General features: G+C 68.3%; 11 protein-coding genes and 1 tRNA gene. 11 read left to right on the top strand and 1 reads right to left on the bottom strand.

The genetic code is table 11. From position 1 onward, the window contains the following. Positions 1-227 precede the first annotated feature (227 nt). The 4 genes from AC1DK9_RS09440 (at position 228) to AC1DK9_RS09425 (ending at position 5,423) form a co-directional block, all read left to right on the top strand. Positions 228-1,412: a ubiquitin-like domain-containing protein gene (locus AC1DK9_RS09440; protein ID WP_476861779.1), complete on the top strand. Its 1,185-nt coding sequence runs from the start codon at positions 228-230 to the stop codon at positions 1,410-1,412. Between the two features lie 141 nt (positions 1,413-1,553). After that, complete coding sequence (gene rsmA / locus AC1DK9_RS09435; protein ID WP_476861778.1) at positions 1,554-2,477, top strand: 16S rRNA (adenine(1518)-N(6)/adenine(1519)-N(6))-dimethyltransferase RsmA; 924 nt, start codon at positions 1,554-1,556, stop codon at positions 2,475-2,477. A gap of 58 nt (positions 2,478-2,535) precedes the next feature. Then, the gene (locus AC1DK9_RS09430; protein ID WP_476861777.1) at positions 2,536-3,498 is read left to right on the top strand and encodes a 4-(cytidine 5'-diphospho)-2-C-methyl-D-erythritol kinase; all 963 of its coding nucleotides are present in this window, start codon (positions 2,536-2,538) and stop codon (positions 3,496-3,498) included. A gap of 95 nt (positions 3,499-3,593) precedes the next feature. Further along, a complete protein-coding gene (locus tag AC1DK9_RS09425) occupies positions 3,594-5,423 on the top strand; it encodes an ABC-F family ATP-binding cassette domain-containing protein (protein ID WP_476861776.1) in 1,830 nt (609 codons plus the stop codon). Between the two features lie 186 nt (positions 5,424-5,609). On the opposite strand, the gene AC1DK9_RS09420 is transcribed toward AC1DK9_RS09425, so the two are convergent. Continuing rightward, complete coding sequence (locus tag AC1DK9_RS09420) at positions 5,610-6,209, bottom strand: TetR/AcrR family transcriptional regulator (RefSeq protein WP_476861902.1); 600 nt, start codon at positions 6,207-6,209, stop codon at positions 5,610-5,612. A gap of 197 nt (positions 6,210-6,406) precedes the next feature. Between AC1DK9_RS09420 and AC1DK9_RS09415 the strand changes: the two genes are divergently transcribed. The 7 genes from AC1DK9_RS09415 to AC1DK9_RS09385 all read left to right on the top strand — a co-directional run bounded on the left by AC1DK9_RS09415 (position 6,407) and on the right by AC1DK9_RS09385 (position 16,367). Further along, positions 6,407-6,478 (top strand) — tRNA-Gln (locus AC1DK9_RS09415). A 214-nt stretch (positions 6,479-6,692) separates the two neighbouring features. Next, the gene (glmU, locus tag AC1DK9_RS09410; protein WP_476915745.1) at positions 6,693-8,183 is read left to right on the top strand and encodes a bifunctional UDP-N-acetylglucosamine diphosphorylase/glucosamine-1-phosphate N-acetyltransferase GlmU; all 1,491 of its coding nucleotides are present in this window, start codon (positions 6,693-6,695) and stop codon (positions 8,181-8,183) included. Between the two features lie 5 nt (positions 8,184-8,188). Next, on the top strand, positions 8,189-9,169 hold the full coding sequence (locus AC1DK9_RS09405) for a ribose-phosphate diphosphokinase (protein ID WP_138769945.1): 981 nt from the start codon (positions 8,189-8,191) through the stop codon (positions 9,167-9,169). A gap of 224 nt (positions 9,170-9,393) precedes the next feature. Next, complete coding sequence (locus AC1DK9_RS09400) at positions 9,394-10,020, top strand: 50S ribosomal protein L25/general stress protein Ctc (protein WP_476861774.1); 627 nt, start codon at positions 9,394-9,396, stop codon at positions 10,018-10,020. 95 nt (positions 10,021-10,115) lie between these two features. After that, positions 10,116-10,703 carry an aminoacyl-tRNA hydrolase gene (pth, locus tag AC1DK9_RS09395; RefSeq protein ID WP_476861773.1) on the top strand — a complete coding sequence of 196 codons (588 nt, stop codon included), beginning with the start codon at positions 10,116-10,118 and terminating at the stop codon, positions 10,701-10,703. A 197-nt stretch (positions 10,704-10,900) separates the two neighbouring features. Beyond that, positions 10,901-13,648: a helix-turn-helix transcriptional regulator gene (locus AC1DK9_RS09390; protein WP_476915744.1), complete on the top strand. Its 2,748-nt coding sequence runs from the start codon at positions 10,901-10,903 to the stop codon at positions 13,646-13,648. Then, positions 13,635-16,367: a helix-turn-helix transcriptional regulator gene (locus tag AC1DK9_RS09385; RefSeq protein ID WP_476915743.1), complete on the top strand. Its 2,733-nt coding sequence runs from the start codon at positions 13,635-13,637 to the stop codon at positions 16,365-16,367. The genes AC1DK9_RS09390 and AC1DK9_RS09385 overlap by 14 nt, the downstream gene beginning before the upstream one ends. Positions 16,368-16,467 lie beyond the last annotated feature (100 nt).

The raw sequence follows: 16,467 nt of genomic DNA, 5'->3' as shown, positions 1-16,467 counted from the left end.
GTTTATAACGCTACGGTTACAGTGGACAACTATTAGCCGGGGTCGGGGAAGGCCTTCGGATAATTTCACTACCTCAGGGCGCGCATAGTGGCACAAGATCCACGTGTGCGCTCTCGTTTGGAAGTGTGGCGGTGCCCGCGTTTTCCGCAAATATCCGGAGCTGTTCCGGAGCTGCCCTTTGGGGGTGTTTGCGCCGGGGAAACGTGTGCGCTTTTCCCCGTGCCCGGATGGTCCAAAAGATATGGGCAATCGTGGTCAAGTTCTTCACATCGGACGGCAAGGTCAGCTTCGTCAAGGTCGGCGCACAACTCGTGGTGCTCGTGGCACTCGTGCTCGGCCTGGTCGCCTTCGTTGGCAACAACAAGACGGTCACCCTCAACGTCGACGGAAGAGTCAGCTCCGTGCAGACCTTCGGCGGCACCGTCGGCCAGGTGGTCCGCGGCGCCAAGGTCGAGTTGCAGGCGGCCGACAAGGTGTCCCCCTCTGCCGAATCCCATGTGCAGGACGGTTCCGTCATCAACGTGAACCTCGCTAAGGCCGTAAAGGTCAGCGTGGACGGTGCTGAGCGGACCATCACCACCACCGCCCCCACCGTCGAAGGCCTCGTGACCGAGCTCGGCGTGGCCTCCGCCTCTGAGGTCTCGGTGCCGAAGGACTCGCAGCTGGCCGTGTCCGGCTCCTTCGTGAGCATCTCGACGCCGAAGGCCGTGACCCTCGTGGCCGACGGCAAGGCCACCAAGACCACGACGACCGCGGCGACTGTCGCAGGCGTCCTGGCCGACGCCCGCATCAAGCTCGGCGCCAGCGACCGCACCTCGCAGCCCGGCAACGCGCCCGTGGTCAACAACATGGTCGTCAAGGTCTCCCGCGTCGACACGTCCAAGACCGAGGCCACCACCGAGGCGGTACCCTTCGAGACGCTGACCGCCGAGGACGCGGCGCTGCCGAAGGGCGAACAAAAGGTCACCCAGGCCGGTGCTGCCGGCAGCATCAGCAAGAGCTTCAAGCTGGTCCTCGTGGATGGCCGTGTGGCCTCCCGGACGCTGGTAGCGCAGAAGGTCACCCGCGAGCCGGTCACCGAAAAGGTCAGCATCGGCACCAAGGAAAAGCCCAAGGTGGAAGCTGCCCCGGCAGCCGCCAACACCGGCGCCGCAGCCCCGGCCATGATGAACGAGGCCATGTGGGACAAGATCGCGCAGTGCGAGTCCGGCGGCAACTGGTCCATCAACTCCGGCAACGGTTACTACGGCGGCCTCCAGTTCGACATCCAGACCTGGCTGGGCTCCGGCGGCGGCGCCTATGCACCCAACGCCAGCCAGGCCAGCAAGGCCCAGCAGATCGCCATTGCCAACCGCGTCTACGCGGAGCGCGGCCTGTCTCCCTGGGGCTGCGGCTGGGCAGCGTCCAGCTAACACACTGTTCCGGCCTGCACGACCGGCCAGGCAACCACGGTTACCGCATCGGCTGACCACCAAAGCGGCGCACCTTAGAAGGCCGGTCCCGGATCCCCGGGACCGGCCTTCGCCGTTGCCGCCGCGGGATAGGATACCTAGGTGACTGAACCGACCCCCTCCGCCCCTGTCGAACCTGCCGGGACGCCGTCCGGGACCCTGCCCGCAGGTGCCCCGGCGCAGCTCCTGGGCGCCTCCGACATCCGCAGGCTGGCCGAGGAGATCGGCGTCCGTCCCACCAAGACCCTGGGCCAGAACTTCGTCATCGACGGGAACACCATCCGTCGCATTGTCGCGGTGGCGGACATCGGCGCGGACGAAACCGTCCTGGAAGTCGGACCGGGCCTCGGTTCCCTGACGCTGGGCCTGCTGGACGCCGCCAGTGCGGTCGTCGCCGTCGAGATCGATCCCGTCCTCGCCGCCAAGCTCCCCGACACCGTGGCCCGCTGGCGCCCCGACGCCGTCGCGAACTTCCACCTGGTCCTCGCGGACGCGATGAAGGTGACCGAACTGCGGGTGCAGCCCACCGCGCTCGTCGCCAATCTTCCGTACAACGTGGCCGTCCCCGTGGTCCTGCACCTGCTGCAGCACTTCCCGACCCTGCGGCACGGGCTGGTCATGGTCCAGGACGAGGTCGCGGACCGGCTGGCCGCCGGGCCGGGCTCCAAGACCTACGGCGTCCCCTCGGTCAAGGCAGCCTGGTACAGCGGAATGCGCAAGGCCGGGGTGATCGGGATGAACGTCTTCTGGCCGGCACCCAAGATCCATTCCGGTCTCGTCGCCTTCACCCGCCGGGAACCGCCGGCCACCAGCGCCACCCGGGAAGAGGTCTTCGCCGTCATCGACGCGGCCTTTGCCCAGCGGCGCAAGACCCTCCGGGCCGCGCTGGCCGGCTGGGCCGGAAGCGCCGCCGAGGCCGAACGCTGCCTCCGGGCCGCCGGCGTCGACCCCACTGCCCGGGGTGAAGTGCTCGATGTCGCCGCATTCGCCCGCATCGCCGAAGCCCACGCGCAGCCCGGCTCCTGAGCGCTGCGGCCGACGGTCCTGCTTGGAGCCTTAGCCTGCCATGCCATAGCGTGGAGCCATGAACGCAGTGAGAGGGCGCTTTTCCGCAAGGACCGTCCGGGTCAAGGCACCCGGCAAAGTGAACGTCTCACTCGATGTCGGACCGCTGCGCGCAGACGGCTACCACTCGGTGGCCAGCGTCTACCTCGCGGTCTCGCTCTATGAAGAGGTCGCCGCCACCAGCACGGAAGGCGGCGGCATCACGGTCAGCATCAGCCCCGCCAGTACCCTGGACCTCGACGGCGTCGACATCCCGCTCGATGAACGCAACCTGGCGTACAAGGCAGCCGCCATCATGGCCGACGTCTCGGAGCACTCCACCGGGGTCCACCTCGAAATCACCAAGCGCGTTCCGGTTGCCGGCGGCATGGGCGGCGGCTCGGCCGACGCCGCCGCGACACTGCTGGCCTGCGACGCGCTGTGGAACAGCGGACTTTCGCGCGACGAACTCGCCCACCTCGCCGCCGAACTCGGCGCCGACGTGCCGTTCTCGCTGCTGGGAGGCACCGCCGTCGGCCTCGGAGTGGGCGACGACCTTTCGCCGGCACTGGTCAAGGCGCAAACGGACTGGGTCCTGGTCACCGCGGACTTCGGGCTGTCCACCCCGGAGGTTTTCCGCACCCTGGACCGCCTGCGCGCGGCCGAGGGCGTCGAGATCGAGGAGCCGGTCGCGGTGGATCCGCGCGTCCTGACCGCCCTCCGCAGCGGGGACGCGGACGCCCTCAGCCGGGTCCTGGTCAACGATCTGCAGCGCGCCTCCATTGAGCTGGCGCCCGGACTGCGCGATGTGCTCGGACAGGGGGAAGCCTGCGGAGCGATCGCCGGGATTGTGTCCGGATCGGGGCCCACCGTGGCGTTGCTGGCCCACAGCCCTGCCGCGGCCGAGGGGCTCGCGGGGGAGCTGCGCCACCACGGCCTCGATGCCCAGGCTGTGCACGGCCCGGTGCACGGCGCACGGATCATTTCCGATACGCTCCTTTAGTAACTTCGACTGTATATACGTCGTGGATGCGCCAGTGACACGTGAGCTCGGCCGCGTCTCCAGTTTGACCATTTCATCTAGGAAAGCAGTTCCCAGTGGCACACCTGCTCGGCGGCGAGAACCTCACGGTCTCGTATGCAACCCGCACCGTCCTTGACGGCATCACCCTCGGCCTTGAAGAGGGTGACCGGATCGGCATGGTGGGCCGCAACGGCGACGGCAAATCAACCCTGATGCGGCTGCTGGCCATGCGCTCCACCCCGGACTCCGGCCGGGTGACCAAGCGCGGCGACGTCAACATCGGCTACCTCGACCAGAGCGACGTGCTCGACGGCGACCTCACGGTCGGCGCTGCGATTGTCGGCGACCAGGCCGACTACGAATGGGCCCGCAATCCCCGGATCCGCGAAATTATGGGCGGCCTGGTGTCCGACGTCGACTGGCACGCCAACGTCCACGCCCTTTCCGGCGGCCAGAAGCGCCGCGTCGCGCTGGCCAAGCTCCTGATCGAGGACCACGACGTCATCATGCTCGACGAGCCCACCAACCACCTCGACGTCGAAGGCGTCGCGTGGCTGGCCCGGCACCTGAAAACGCGCTGGCGGGCCAACCAGGGCGCCTTCCTCGTCGTCACCCACGACCGCTGGTTCCTCGACGAGGTCTGCAACAAGACCTGGGAAATCCACGACGGCATCATGGACCCGTTCGAGGGCGGCTACGCCGCCTACGTGCTGGCCCGCGCCGAACGCGACCGGACGGCCGCCGTCGTCGAAAGCAAGCGGCAGCAGCTGGTCAAGAAGGAACTCGCCTGGCTGCGGCGCGGCGCTCCGGCCCGCACCGCCAAGCCCAAATTCCGGATCGAGGCGGCCAACGCCCTGATCGCCGACGTCCCGGAACCGCGTGACTCGACGGCTTTGAGCAAGATGGCCACCGCCCGGCTCGGCAAGGATGTCCTGGACCTCGAGAACGTCTCGCTCGACTTCCTTGGCGGGGACGCCGGCCAGAAGCTCTTCGACAACATCACGCTCCGGCTTGCCCCCGGCGAGCGGCTGGGCCTGGTGGGCGTCAACGGCGCCGGCAAGACCACCCTGCTGAAGCTCCTCAACGGCGAGATCGAGCCGACGTCCGGGAAGGTCAAGCGCGGCAAGACGGTCGTGACCGCAGTCCTGAGCCAGGAGGTCAAGGAGCTCGACGACGTCAAGGACCTGCGGGTCATTGAGGTGATCGAGCGCGAGAAGCGCTCCTTCAATGTCGGCGGCAAGGAATTCACCGCCGGCCAGCTCGTGGAGCAGCTCGGCTTCACCAATGAGAAGCAGTGGACCCCGGTCAAGGACCTCTCCGGCGGGGAGCGCCGCCGCCTCCAGCTGCTGCGCCTCCTGGTGGGGGAGCCCAACGTGCTGATGCTCGACGAGCCCACCAACGACCTCGACACCGACACCCTTGCCGCCGTCGAAGACGTGCTGGACGGCTGGCCGGGCACGCTGGTAGTGGTCAGCCACGACCGCTACCTGCTGGAACGCGTCACGGACCACCAGATGGCGCTCCTGGGCGACGGCAAGATCCGCGCCCTCCCGCGTGGCGTGGACCAGTACCTGGAGTTGCGCGAGGCGGCCCTGGCCGGCTCCACCATCACCGGCGGCGGCAACCCCGTCACGGCCGCCGGCGGCAGCTCGGCCCCTGCAGCAGCCGGGCCGTCCGAGGCCGAAAAGCGGGACGCCCGCAAGGCGAAGAACCGGATCGACCGCCAGCTGGGCAAGCTCAAGCAGCAGGAAGACAAGATCCACGCCCAGATGACCGCCGGAGCAGGTGACGCCTCCAAGTTCGACGAGCTGGCCGCCCTGAACGCCAAGCTCCAGGAACTCGCCGGAGAACGCGAGGCCCTCGAACTCGAATGGCTTGAAGCCCTCGAGGTCCTCGGCGAGTAGGCCTTCGCGGTGGCTGGGTTGGGTGCCGGAGTCGGCCCTTCCACGTCGCTTAGACACAGCGCATCGGAGCCCTCCGGTCGCTGGGCGACCTCCGGACCCCGATGCGCCGCGATGCGCTCCTTTCGGAAGGACCGCCTCCGGCTAGGACGGGCACCTTGGGGCTGTGGCAAGCGCGCACGGGCAGACTTAGTCCTCGCTGCGGAGCTCAGGTTCCTTGCGCAGTCCGGTGAGGCCGTTCCAGGCCAGGTTCACGAGGTGCGCGGCGACTTCGCGCTTGTCCGGGGTGCGGCTGTCCTGCCACCACTGGCCTGTCATCGCGACCATGCCGACCAGCATCTGGGCGTACATGGCGCCGTCGGCGGCGCTGAAGCCGCGGCGGGCGAACTCGTCGGCCAGGATGTACTCCACGCGCGCCGTCACTTGGGAGAGCAGGGTGGAGAACGCGCCCTCGGGCTGCGACGGCGGGGCGTCCCGCATCAGGATGCGGAAGCCGTCCGTCCGGTCCTCGATGTAGCCCAGCAGCGCCAGGGCCGCCCGCTCAACCAGGACGCGCGGCTTGGCGTCCTCGGAGAGCGCCTCGTTGATGGAATTGAGCAGGATCCGGAATTCGTACGCCACGACCTGGGTGTACAGGCCTTCCTTGGAGCCGAAGTGCTCGTAAATCACCGGTTTGGAAACGCCGGCAGCGGCGGCAATCTCTTCGAGGGTGGTGCCGTCCAGGCCGCGGAGGGCGAATAGGCCTCGGCCGATGCCGATCAGCTGGGTGCGGCGCTGCGGCCCGGTCATTCGCGGCCTCGGGGTGTAGCCGGGAGACCGCACCGGCCTGCCGGTGCGGTGGTCCGCCCCTCCGGACACCCCTGCGCTGTTGCTCACAGCACCATCATGCCTTACCCCGCTGCCCGTCCCCGGGGGCCGGGTCGCACGAGCAACATCCTTCGTGGCAGAATTGTCTCTTGTGCCACCGGCTCGCTGCCGTGGCATGGTCCGCTCTGGTGTAATGGCAGCACCCCGGCCTTTGGAGCCGTGGAGTATAGGTTCGAGTCCTATGGGCGGAACTCTCGCGGGCTCCCGCGGCCGGAGCAAGCAGTCCGGGCGGGCGGGGGCCGGCGGTAGTCCAGTAGGATGAAGAGCACGCCGCGACCGGAATGCGGTCCGGCACGGCCGCGCGGAGCCGGCAACAAGGTAGACCACCTGGCTGTCGCCCCGGGTCAACCGAGATCGACCGAGCAGCGGCACTGAGTCAGGCCACTGAGCAAGGAGAGCCCGTACGTGAGCCCCGAGAACACCGGCCCCGCCGCCGTCATTGTCCTAGCTGCAGGTGCCGGTACCCGGATGAAATCCCGTACCCCCAAAATCCTCCATGAGATTGGTGGCCGCTCCCTCGTTGGCCACGCCCTCCATGCCGCCCGCGCCATCCGGCCGCGTGAACTGGCCCTCGTGGTCCGCCACGAACGCGACCTCGTCGCCGGCCACATCGCCGAAATCGATCCGCACGCCCTGATCGTGGACCAGGACGACGTTCCCGGGACCGGCCGCGCCGTCGAGGCCGCCCTCGAGGCCCTCGACGCCCTCCACCCCGAAGCCCGGCTGAGCGGCACGGTCGTCGTGACCTACGGCGACGTCCCCCTGCTCACCGGCGAACTGCTGTCCGAGCTGGTGGCCGTGCACGAGGCGGACGGCAACGCCGTCACAGTCCTGACCGCCGTCCTGGACGACGCCACCGGCTACGGCCGCATCCTCCGCGGCGCTGACGGCACCGTGACCGGCATCCGCGAACACAAGGACGCCAGCGACGCCGAACGCGAAATCCGCGAGATCAACTCCGGTATCTACGCCTTCGACGCCGGCGTGCTGCGGGACGCCCTGGTCCACGTCACCACGGACAACGCCCAAGGCGAGAAGTACCTCACCGACGTCCTTTCCCTGGCCCGTGCCGCCGGAGGCCGCGTGGCCGCTGTCGTGACCGAGGACCGCTGGCAGGTGGAGGGCGCTAACGACCGCGTCCAGCTCTCCGCCCTCGGCGCCGAACACAACCGGCGCATCGTCGAGGCCTGGATGCGTGCCGGCGTCACCGTCGTCGACCCGGCCACCACCTGGATCGACGCCACCGTGACCCTCGACGAGGACGTCCGCCTGCTGCCCAACACCCAGCTGCACGGCGCCACCACCGTGGCGCGCGACGCCGTCGTCGGCCCGGACACCACGCTTACCGATGTACAGGTGGGGGAGGGCGCCAAGGTTATCCGCACCCACGGCTCCGGCTCCACGATCGGCGCCCGGTCCAGCGTCGGCCCCTTCACCTACCTGCGCCCCGGCACGGTCCTGGGCGAGACCGGCAAGATCGGCGCCTTCTACGAGACCAAGAACGTCACCATCGGCCGCGGCTCGAAGCTCTCCCACCTCGGCTACGCCGGCGACGCGGAGATCGGCGAGGACACCAACATCGGTTGCGGCAACATCACGGCCAACTACGACGGCGAGAAGAAGCACCGCACGGTGATCGGCTCCGGCGTCCGCACCGGCTCCAACACGGTCTTCGTGGCTCCGGTCCAGGTCGGCGACGGCGCCTACAGCGGCGCGGGCGCCGTGATCCGCAACGATGTGCCCGCCGGCGCCCTCGCCTTGTCCCTGGCCAAGCAGCGCAACTCCGAGGGCTGGGTCGTTTCGCACCGCCCGGGCTCCATTTCCGCCACGCTGGCCGAGGCCGCCGGCGCCACCTCATCATCTTCCAGTACTTCGGCATCGACAGAAGAGGGCTAGCAAACATGAGCGAAATTACGGCACACGGGGAGAAGAAGCTGGTGCTCGCCGCCGGGCGCGCACACCCGGAGCTGGCGCGCGAGATCGCCAAGGAGCTGGGCACCGAGCTGTTGCCCCTGGACGCTTACGACTTCGCCAACGGCGAGATCTACGTCCGGGCCGGCGAAAGCGTCCGCGGCACCGACGCCTTCGTCATCCAGGCGCACCCGGCGCCGCTGAACAACTGGCTCATGGAGCAGCTGATCATGATCGATTCGCTCAAGCGGGCCTCCGCCAAGCGCATCACCGTGGTCTCGCCGTTCTATCCGTACGCCCGCCAGGACAAGAAGGGCCGCGGCCGCGAGCCGATCTCCGCCCGCCTGGTCGCCGATCTCTACAAGACCGCCGGCGCCGACCGCATCATGAGCGTGGACCTCCACACCTCGCAGATCCAGGGCTTCTTCGACGGCCCCGTGGACCACCTCATGGCGATCCCGCTCCTTGCCGACTACATCCGTACCCGGGTGGGCTCGGACAACATCACCGTCGTGTCCCCGGACACCGGCCGCGTCCGCGTCGCCGAACAGTGGGCCGAACGCCTCGGCGGCGCGCCGCTGGCCTTCGTGCACAAGAGCCGCGACCTCACGGTGCCCAACCAAGCTGTCTCCAAGACCGTGGTGGGACAGATCGAAGGCCGCACCTGCGTCCTGATCGACGACATGATCGACACCGGCGGAACCATTTCCGGCGCCGTCCAGGTGCTCAAGAACGCCGGCGCCAAGGACGTTATCATCGCGGCGACGCACGCCGTGTTCTCCGATCCTGCCTCGCAGCGCCTGGCCGAGTCCGGCGCCCGCGAAGTGGTGGTCACCAACACCCTGCCGATCTCCGCGAACAAGCACTTCCCGCAGCTCACCGTGCTCTCCATCGCACCGCTGATCGCCCGGGCCATCCGCGAAGTGTTCGACGACGGCTCCGTCACCAGCCTGTTCGACGGCAACGCCTAGCAACCGCCCTGCCGGGCCCCGTTTTCGCGACGGGGCCCGGCACTGCTAAACTCGTTCCGATACCTTGGCGAGGGAGAGCGCCGGCTGGAACAGCCGGAATGCTGGTCTCCGTTATCGACTGGGTCTGAATCTCCCTTCGGAAGGGCGGCCCGGCCGCCCGGCGTTGAAGGTCGCTGACAGACCTCCGCCCTTGCTGAACACCGCTAGTCCTAGAGGAGACACCCATGTCTGAGCAGAAGCTCGCAGCAGAAGTACGCACCGAATTCGGCAAGGGCTTTGCCCGCCGCGCCCGCATGGCCAACCAGATCCCGGCCGTCATCTACGGCCACGGCGCCGAGCCGATCCACATCACCCTGCCGGCCAAGGCCACCACCCTGGCCGTCCGCACCGCCAACGCCCTGCTGTCCCTGGACATTAACGGCGAAGAGCACCTGGCCCTGGTCAAGGACATCCAGCGCAACCCGATCAAGCAGATCATCGAGCACCTCGACCTGCTGACCGTCCGCAAGGGCGAGAAGGTCACCGTCGACGTCCCCGTGCACGTCACCGGTGAGGTTGCCCCCGGCAACGTCCACAACCTCGAAATGACCACCGTCTCGCTCGAGGCCGAGGCCACCCACCTGCCGACCGCCATCGAGGTCAGCGTTGAAGGCCGCGCTGCCGGCGAGCACGTCCTCGCGTCCGACCTGGTGCTGCCGAAGGGAACCCTGCTGCTGGCCGACGCCGACGCCCTGGTTGTCAACGTCTCCGAAGCCGTCGAGATCCCTGTCGAGGAAGAAGAGACCACGGAAGAGGCTGCTGCTGCCGAAGGCGCGGAAGCCGAAGAGTCCTCCGAGGCTGCTGCCGAGTAATTACGGCGTATTCTCAGGTGGCCGGGTCCCTACGGGGCCCGGCCGCCGTCGTTTCCGCCTCCGCCCCGCCCCACGCCTCCCCGAAGGATGGATCCATGTCTGACACCTGGCTGATCGTAGGCCTCGGCAATCCGGGTTCCGAGTACGCCCACAACCGGCACAACGTCGGCCAAATGGTGCTCGACGAACTGGCGCACCGGGTCGGCGGCGGCTTCAAGTCGCACAAATCGCGCGCCCAGGTCCTGGAAGGACGGCTGGGCATCGGTGGCCCCCGGGTGGTACTGGCAAAGCCGATGAGCTACATGAACGTCTCCGGCGGTCCGGTGTCCGCGCTGGCGAAGTTCTACGACGTCGACCCGGACCGCGTCATCGCCGTCCACGACGAAATCGACATTCCCTTCAATACCATCAAGCTCAAGATCGGCGGCGGCGAGGGCGGCCACAACGGCCTCCGCGACATCTCCAAGGCGCTGGCCACGAAGGATTACCTGCGGGTCCGGGTGGGGGTGGGCCGGCCACCGGGACGGATGGACACCGCCGACTTCGTGCTGCGGGACTTCGCCGCGCCGGAGAAGAAGGAGCTTCCGTTCCTGATCGACGCGGCGGCCGACGCCGTCGAGGCGCTCATCCGCGACGGACTCCAGTCCGCGCAACAAAAGTTCCACCCGGCAAAAGCCCAGTAAGCGCCGCAGCCGCGCCGCGATGCAACCCCGGCGGCACTGTGCCGACGCCATCCGCGGCGTCTCACATGCCGGTTTTCCTTCCCAAGTGTCCCGGCTTGCCGTTATGCTCTGTCTACTTGTCGGGGGATAGAGTTACGCTACCTTCTAGGCGGACGGATCCAGGTTTGCCGTCCGCAGAGCGGTACGAAGGAAACTACATGTCGAGGGATTCACTGGGCTGGGGGAATGTTTCCACTGCATTGGCACCGGCTGAAGTTCAACGGCCTGCGGGGCCGGTGAACAGACACGCGTGGTCGGGTCTGGCACGCGGCGCCGACGCCGAACGTGTGCGGAACGCCCTCACCGCGCCCGGCAGCATGGGCGTGGTGATCACGGGAGACCGGGGCGTCGGTAAATCGCTTGTCGGACGCAGTGCCCTCACCGGTTTCGGTCCCGATGTCTACACCCTCCAGTTGCGAACGTCCGGATCCGGCTCCGCCACGCCCTACGGCTGCCTGGCGTTCACCCTGGCCCGGCTCCCGCAGAGCGCCCTCGGATCGCCCACCGCGATCCTGCACGGGATCACCTCACTGATCCGCAACGACGCCGCGGGCCGGAAGTGCGTGATCCTGCTGGACAACGCGGGGTCCCTCGACGAACAAAGCACCGGCGTCCTGCTGAACCTGCTGCAGACCGGAACGGCCCGGCTTGTCGCCACCGCGCCGCGCGCCACCGACCTGCCGCCCGACTTCTACTGGCTGATCACCTCCGGACAGCTGGCCGAGGTCCGGCTCGAAAGCATGACCGAGATCGAAACCCGCGAAGTGCTCCAGGCCGCGCTCGGGCACCGGGTGTCGACCGCCCTGGCAAGCCAGATGCACGAACTCGTCGGCGGCAGCCCCGCGCTGCTGCAGGCAGTCGTCTCGGAGCAGATCGAACGGGGCAACCTGGTGCTGGCCGGCTCCGTCTGGACACTGGTGGACGAGGTGGTGCTGGACGGGAAGACGGCCCTGGAGGATATTGTCAGGGCACGCTACGCCAGGGAATCGCCTGCGGCGCGGGAAGTGATCGAGGTGCTTTCCTGCGCACGGTGCATGTCCCTGTCCCGGCTAGCGCGCATGTATGGACCGGGACTCATTGCGGACATGGAGGACGCGGGACAGATCGTCGTCGACCGCACCGACCAGCACTTGGTGACGCTCGGGGACCGCTACCTTGGCGACATCGTGCGGAACTGGCTGAGCGTTGAGCGCCGGCTGGAGCTCCGCGACAAGGTTCCGGGCCACCAGGAAAACGAGCTGGCGGAACTGACCGTTGAGGACCTGCTGGCCTACGCCGCCTGGACGCACGACTGCCATGCCGAGCTGGCGCCCGCCCACGCGCTCGCGGCAGCGCAGGCCGCCGTCCGCCTCTTCGATCCGAAGTTCGCGCTCAAGTGCGCCGGCAGCATCAGCTCCGGCGACAGTGAATGGCCGGCGGGCCAGCTTCAGAAAGCCGCCGCGTACCTGCAGCTGGGGCTTCCGCTGCAGGCCATGTCAGCCCTCGATGACGTTTCCGAGGCGCAGATCAGGGGGCTCGAGCCGGAGGCCTTCGCCGAACTGGTCGCGGCCCAGGCCGACTGCATGGCGTGGTTGGAGGACCGCAGCGGAAAGGTGCCGGAGCTGATCCGGCAGGCGCGGCTGCGGCTGCAGGAATTCCGCCAGGACGACTCGCCTGCCGGTGAGGAAGCACTGGCGCGCGCCGGCCTGTGCCTGGACCTGTGCGAGTTCAACTACCTGTCCTTCATCGGCGACTATGAGCCGATGATGGACCGGCTCCGTGCCGCCGCCACGACCGCCGACGCCGACACGCTGGTGCCCGTGCACCGGCTCCGCGCCTCGATCATCCTGATGGAAGCACTGTGCGTGACGGGCAAAGAGCTCGAGGCCCGCCAGCTGATGCGCGAGATCGGCGGGAAGCTGAGCGATTGGTCCAACGTTCCGCGGATCCGTGAGAACTTTGCCTGGCGGGCGTTCAACGTCCTGCTGCTTTCCGGCCAGTGGCGGCAAAGCATCGACATGCTCAAGGACGCCAGCGGGCGGGCCGGCCACGGCCTGCATTCGGGCAGCGCGGCCACCGACCTCGCCGTCGGGCTCGCCTACGTGTACGCGGGCCGGGGCCACATGGCCCTGGACCCGCTGCTGGCTGCCATCGCGCAGCTCGAAGTCAGGACCAGCCTGCATGCGCTGCGGCAGGCCTACGCCGCCACGGCCTTCGCCTACGCGCAGATGGGCAACTCCGTGCAGGCCACCGTCTATCTGGATCGCGCCCGCTCGGCCGACGGGCCGGCACGATTCGTGGTCAGCAGCTCGGCTGAATTCTGCATGGATATGGCCTCCCGTTGGCTCGGCGATCCGGGGGCGAAGGATCGGCTGGTTGCTGCCGCGGAGCGGCACTTCAGAAGCGGCCGCTACACGCTGGCCGGGATTTGCATGCTGGGCGCCACGGTCAACGGCAGCGTTAAAGACTTCCAGTTCATGGAAGAAATCGCGGCGCACCGGCAGGGTCCCCTGGCGGAGCTGTCCCGGTTGGTGGCCATAGGCAGCCGGAAGAAGGACGCCGTCGTCATGCTCGAAGCCGCCGGACAGGCCGCAGCCTTGGAGCTCGACGCCGTCCAGGCCAGGTGCGCTGCCCTCGCATTCGACTTTGCCAAGGCGGCCGGGCTCGCAGGGAACGCGACCGCGGCGCACAACATGCTGGAGGTCCTGTCCGAATCGGTGCCGGCGCTGCCGATCTTGCCGCGGACCAAGGGACCCCTGCTGACCGATCGCGAGCGGCAAATCGCGGCCCTCGCAGGGAATGGAGTTTCCAACAAGGACATCGCCCAGGACATGGGTATTTCGGTTCGAACGGTGGAGGGGCACTTGTACCAGGTATTCACGAAACTCGGGGTGTCCTCGCGGAGTGATCTGCTTGGCCTCATCTAGGACGCGGGCGGAGGCCAGCGTCGAGGGGGAGGGCCGCGTCCTCACCGGCCGCTCCGAGGACGTGAGTTCCGCGGTGGAAGCCCTGCAGGGAACGCGGGCGGCGGTGCTGCTGCTGGGAGACCACGGGATCGGCAAGTCAACGCTGATGGAGACCGTAGCGGCCCGGCTCGACGGCGAGGTGACTCCGGTGCGCCTGCACGGCAGCCCGGCCCTGAGCCACGTGCCGTACGGTGTGCTTGCGCCGTTCATCGTAGAGCTGCCCGTCGAAGAGGCCACCTCCCAGCTGGCTGTGCTGCGGATCTTCTGGAGCTACCTGGAAGGCCAGCGGCGGGCTACCCAGAAACCCCTCCTGTTGATTGTCGACGACGCCCACGACCTGGATGAGGCGACGGCGGGTGTGCTGGTGGAGCTCGCCGCCGCCGGCTGGGCAAAACTGCTCGTCAGTGCGGCGGCCCGGCCCGGCCTGCCGGAGCCGCTCCTGCAGCTCTGGTTCGAGGGCATTGCCGACCGTCACGACCTGCGCCCGCTCACGCGGGATCAAACGGCCGAAATCCTGGCGCAGCAACTGGGTCCCCAGGTCCTGCCCAACGTTGCCGAGGTGCTCTGGGAGGCGTCCGCCGGCAATCCGCTGCTGCTGAGCTGCCTGGTCGACGACGCAAGAAGCGACGGGACGCTGCTGCAGCGCAACGGCGTGTGGCTACTCAGCCGCCAGCTGAACAGCCACGGCGAACGGCTGACCGACGTCGTCCGCCGCCAGCTCCTCCAGCGCTCAGCCGAAGAGCGCAAGGCCCTGAACCTCGTCGCGCTCGCCGAGCCGGTGTCCCGGAGCCTGATCGAAGCCATCGTGGACGAGTCCACCGTCGCGGCGCTGATCGAAGAGGAACTGCTCCGGGTCTCGGACGCACCCGAGCCTGAACTGCGGTTGTGGCATTCGGTCTATGGCGACACTCTCCGCAACCTGATCTCCCCTGCCCGCAGCCTCCAGCTCCGGCAAAGCCTGCTGCGGCTGATGGACCGGGAACCGGCGTCGGCCGAGGGGCTGCTCCGCCACGTGAGCTGGTCGCTGGAATGCGGCGTCGAGGTCGAGGACCGGCAGCTGCTCCGGGCGGCGGTGCTGGCCAGCAGGCTCTTCGAGGACGAACTGGCCCGCAAGGCCGCCTCCCAGGTCAAGGACCCGGAGCTGCAGATGGCCGCGCGGTCCGTGATAGCAAGGACGCACTACAACACCTCGAACCATCAGGCTGCCCGGGAAATCCTCGAGGCGGATTTTGCCCAGGGACGCACGGTGGCGAGCCTGCTTACCGGGTCCCTGCTGTGGGCCGCGGTCCTGTCAGCACTGGGCCATTCCCCGGCCGACATCATCGCTCGCACTGACGCGTTGCTGCGCGCCGGCGAGCGGCTGGCCGCTGAGAACCCCGGCGATGCCGATGACATTCTTGCCGCGACCCGGGACCGGGTGCGGATCATCCGCAGCATGGTCCTGGCCATGGCCGGCGATGGCGGCGGGGCTGAGACCGCGGGCGCCCAGGACACGGGCACCGTCGGCGAAGTTTCCGGCCGCGGCGGTGACCGGCTCCCGGCCGACAGGCTGGACAGGGCCTTCAGGCTGGCGCTCGAATCGGAGCAGCTGCTGGTCCAGGGCAAAGCGGACGGCGCCTACGCGGCGGCGGCGGCAGCCCTGGAGGCAGCCGGGGCCGACCATGACGAGCTGTATTTCCTCACCGACTTCCTGGTGGTCCGCGCCGTCACAGCCGTTATCCATGCGGGGGACTGGAAGGCGGCGGAAAACCTGATGGGCGGGTTCGTGGCGTCTTTCGGACCGAGCCTGATCTCCTTCGGCGGAGGCGTGCACGCGGCCACCGGCATCATTTTGCTCTACCAGGGCAGGGCGGCGGAGGCCAAACGGACGTTGCGTGCGGGGCTTGAGGCCCTGCGCGTCGCCGACCCCCAGCAGCTGTTTTCCGTGACGGCGGCGATGGCCTTCGCCGCCGCCGCAGAAATCGGCGCCACGGAAAAGGCCGCGGGATTGCTGGCGGACTACGAAGCCGCCCGGCCCGCTGTCTCCCGGTACCTGCGGACGCTCTCCGAGATGGCCGTGGTGTACGGCAAGGCCAGGCTGGGCGGCCACCCGCGCGCTTCGGAGGAACTGGAACGACTGGCCACCCCCGACGGCCCCGGGAACACCCCAGGGCTGGAGTTCGACGCGCTGTTCTTCCGGCTGGCCCTTGGCGATACGGACGCCGCCGCGCGGCTCCGGGAGCTCCAGCCGTTGCTGGAAGGACGCCGGGCCTCAGCCGTCTGCGGCTACGCGGAGGCGCTCCGCACAGAGCAGCCCGCGCAGTTGCTCGATGCCGCCAAGAACTGTGAAGAAGCCGAGCTTTGGGGCTTCGCTGCCTTGGCGTACGGTGCCGCGGCCAGCGCCTACCACGACGCCGGCGACACGCTGCGGGAGCGGATGGCAGTGTCGCAGCGGCAGCGCTGCCGCGATCGTGCCGAGAGCCTCTCCGGGCAGGAAGCATCCGGTCCGGACGACACTCTGGGGCTCCTGACCCGCCGGGAACGGGACATCGTGGCGCTGGCAGTCCGCGGCCTGAGCGACAAGCAAATCGCCGCGGAGCTGCAGGTCTCGGTCCGGACCGTTGAAGGCCACCTGTACCGCAGCTACGCCAAGCTAAACATCAGCGGACGCGACGAACTCAGAAAGTTGGCTGCGGAGTAGGGGATTCCTGCTTCGCTCGCTATTCATCACCTGCAGCACTCGCGGACCGCCGCCGACTACTTGGTTTGCCGCCTACAGGTGTCGTGCGATTTCTGAGTAC

The sequence above is a fragment of the Arthrobacter sp. 01T414 genome, assembly GCF_056398965.1.
The sequence above is the reverse complement of the archived record's forward strand: the minus strand, read 5'-3'. Positions and strand labels throughout refer to the sequence as shown.

Bases quoted from the DNA above. Each gene is read 5' to 3' on its own strand.
- AC1DK9_RS09430 (WP_476861777.1), top strand. From the start codon at position 2,536: ATGAACGCAGTGAGAGGGCGCTTTTCCGCAAGGACCGTCCGGGTCAAG.
- AC1DK9_RS09400 (WP_476861774.1), top strand. From the start codon at position 9,394: ATGTCTGAGCAGAAGCTCGCAGCAGAAGTACGCACCGAATTCGGCAAG.
- AC1DK9_RS09440 (WP_476861779.1), top strand. From the start codon at position 228: ATGGTCCAAAAGATATGGGCAATCGTGGTCAAGTTCTTCACATCGGAC.
- AC1DK9_RS09405 (WP_138769945.1), top strand. From the start codon at position 8,189: ATGAGCGAAATTACGGCACACGGGGAGAAGAAGCTGGTGCTCGCCGCC.
- AC1DK9_RS09390 (WP_476915744.1), top strand. From the start codon at position 10,901: ATGTCGAGGGATTCACTGGGCTGGGGGAATGTTTCCACTGCATTGGCA.
- pth (WP_476861773.1), top strand. From the start codon at position 10,116: ATGTCTGACACCTGGCTGATCGTAGGCCTCGGCAATCCGGGTTCCGAG.
- AC1DK9_RS09420 (WP_476861902.1), bottom strand. From the start codon at position 6,209: ATGACCGGGCCGCAGCGCCGCACCCAGCTGATCGGCATCGGCCGAGGC.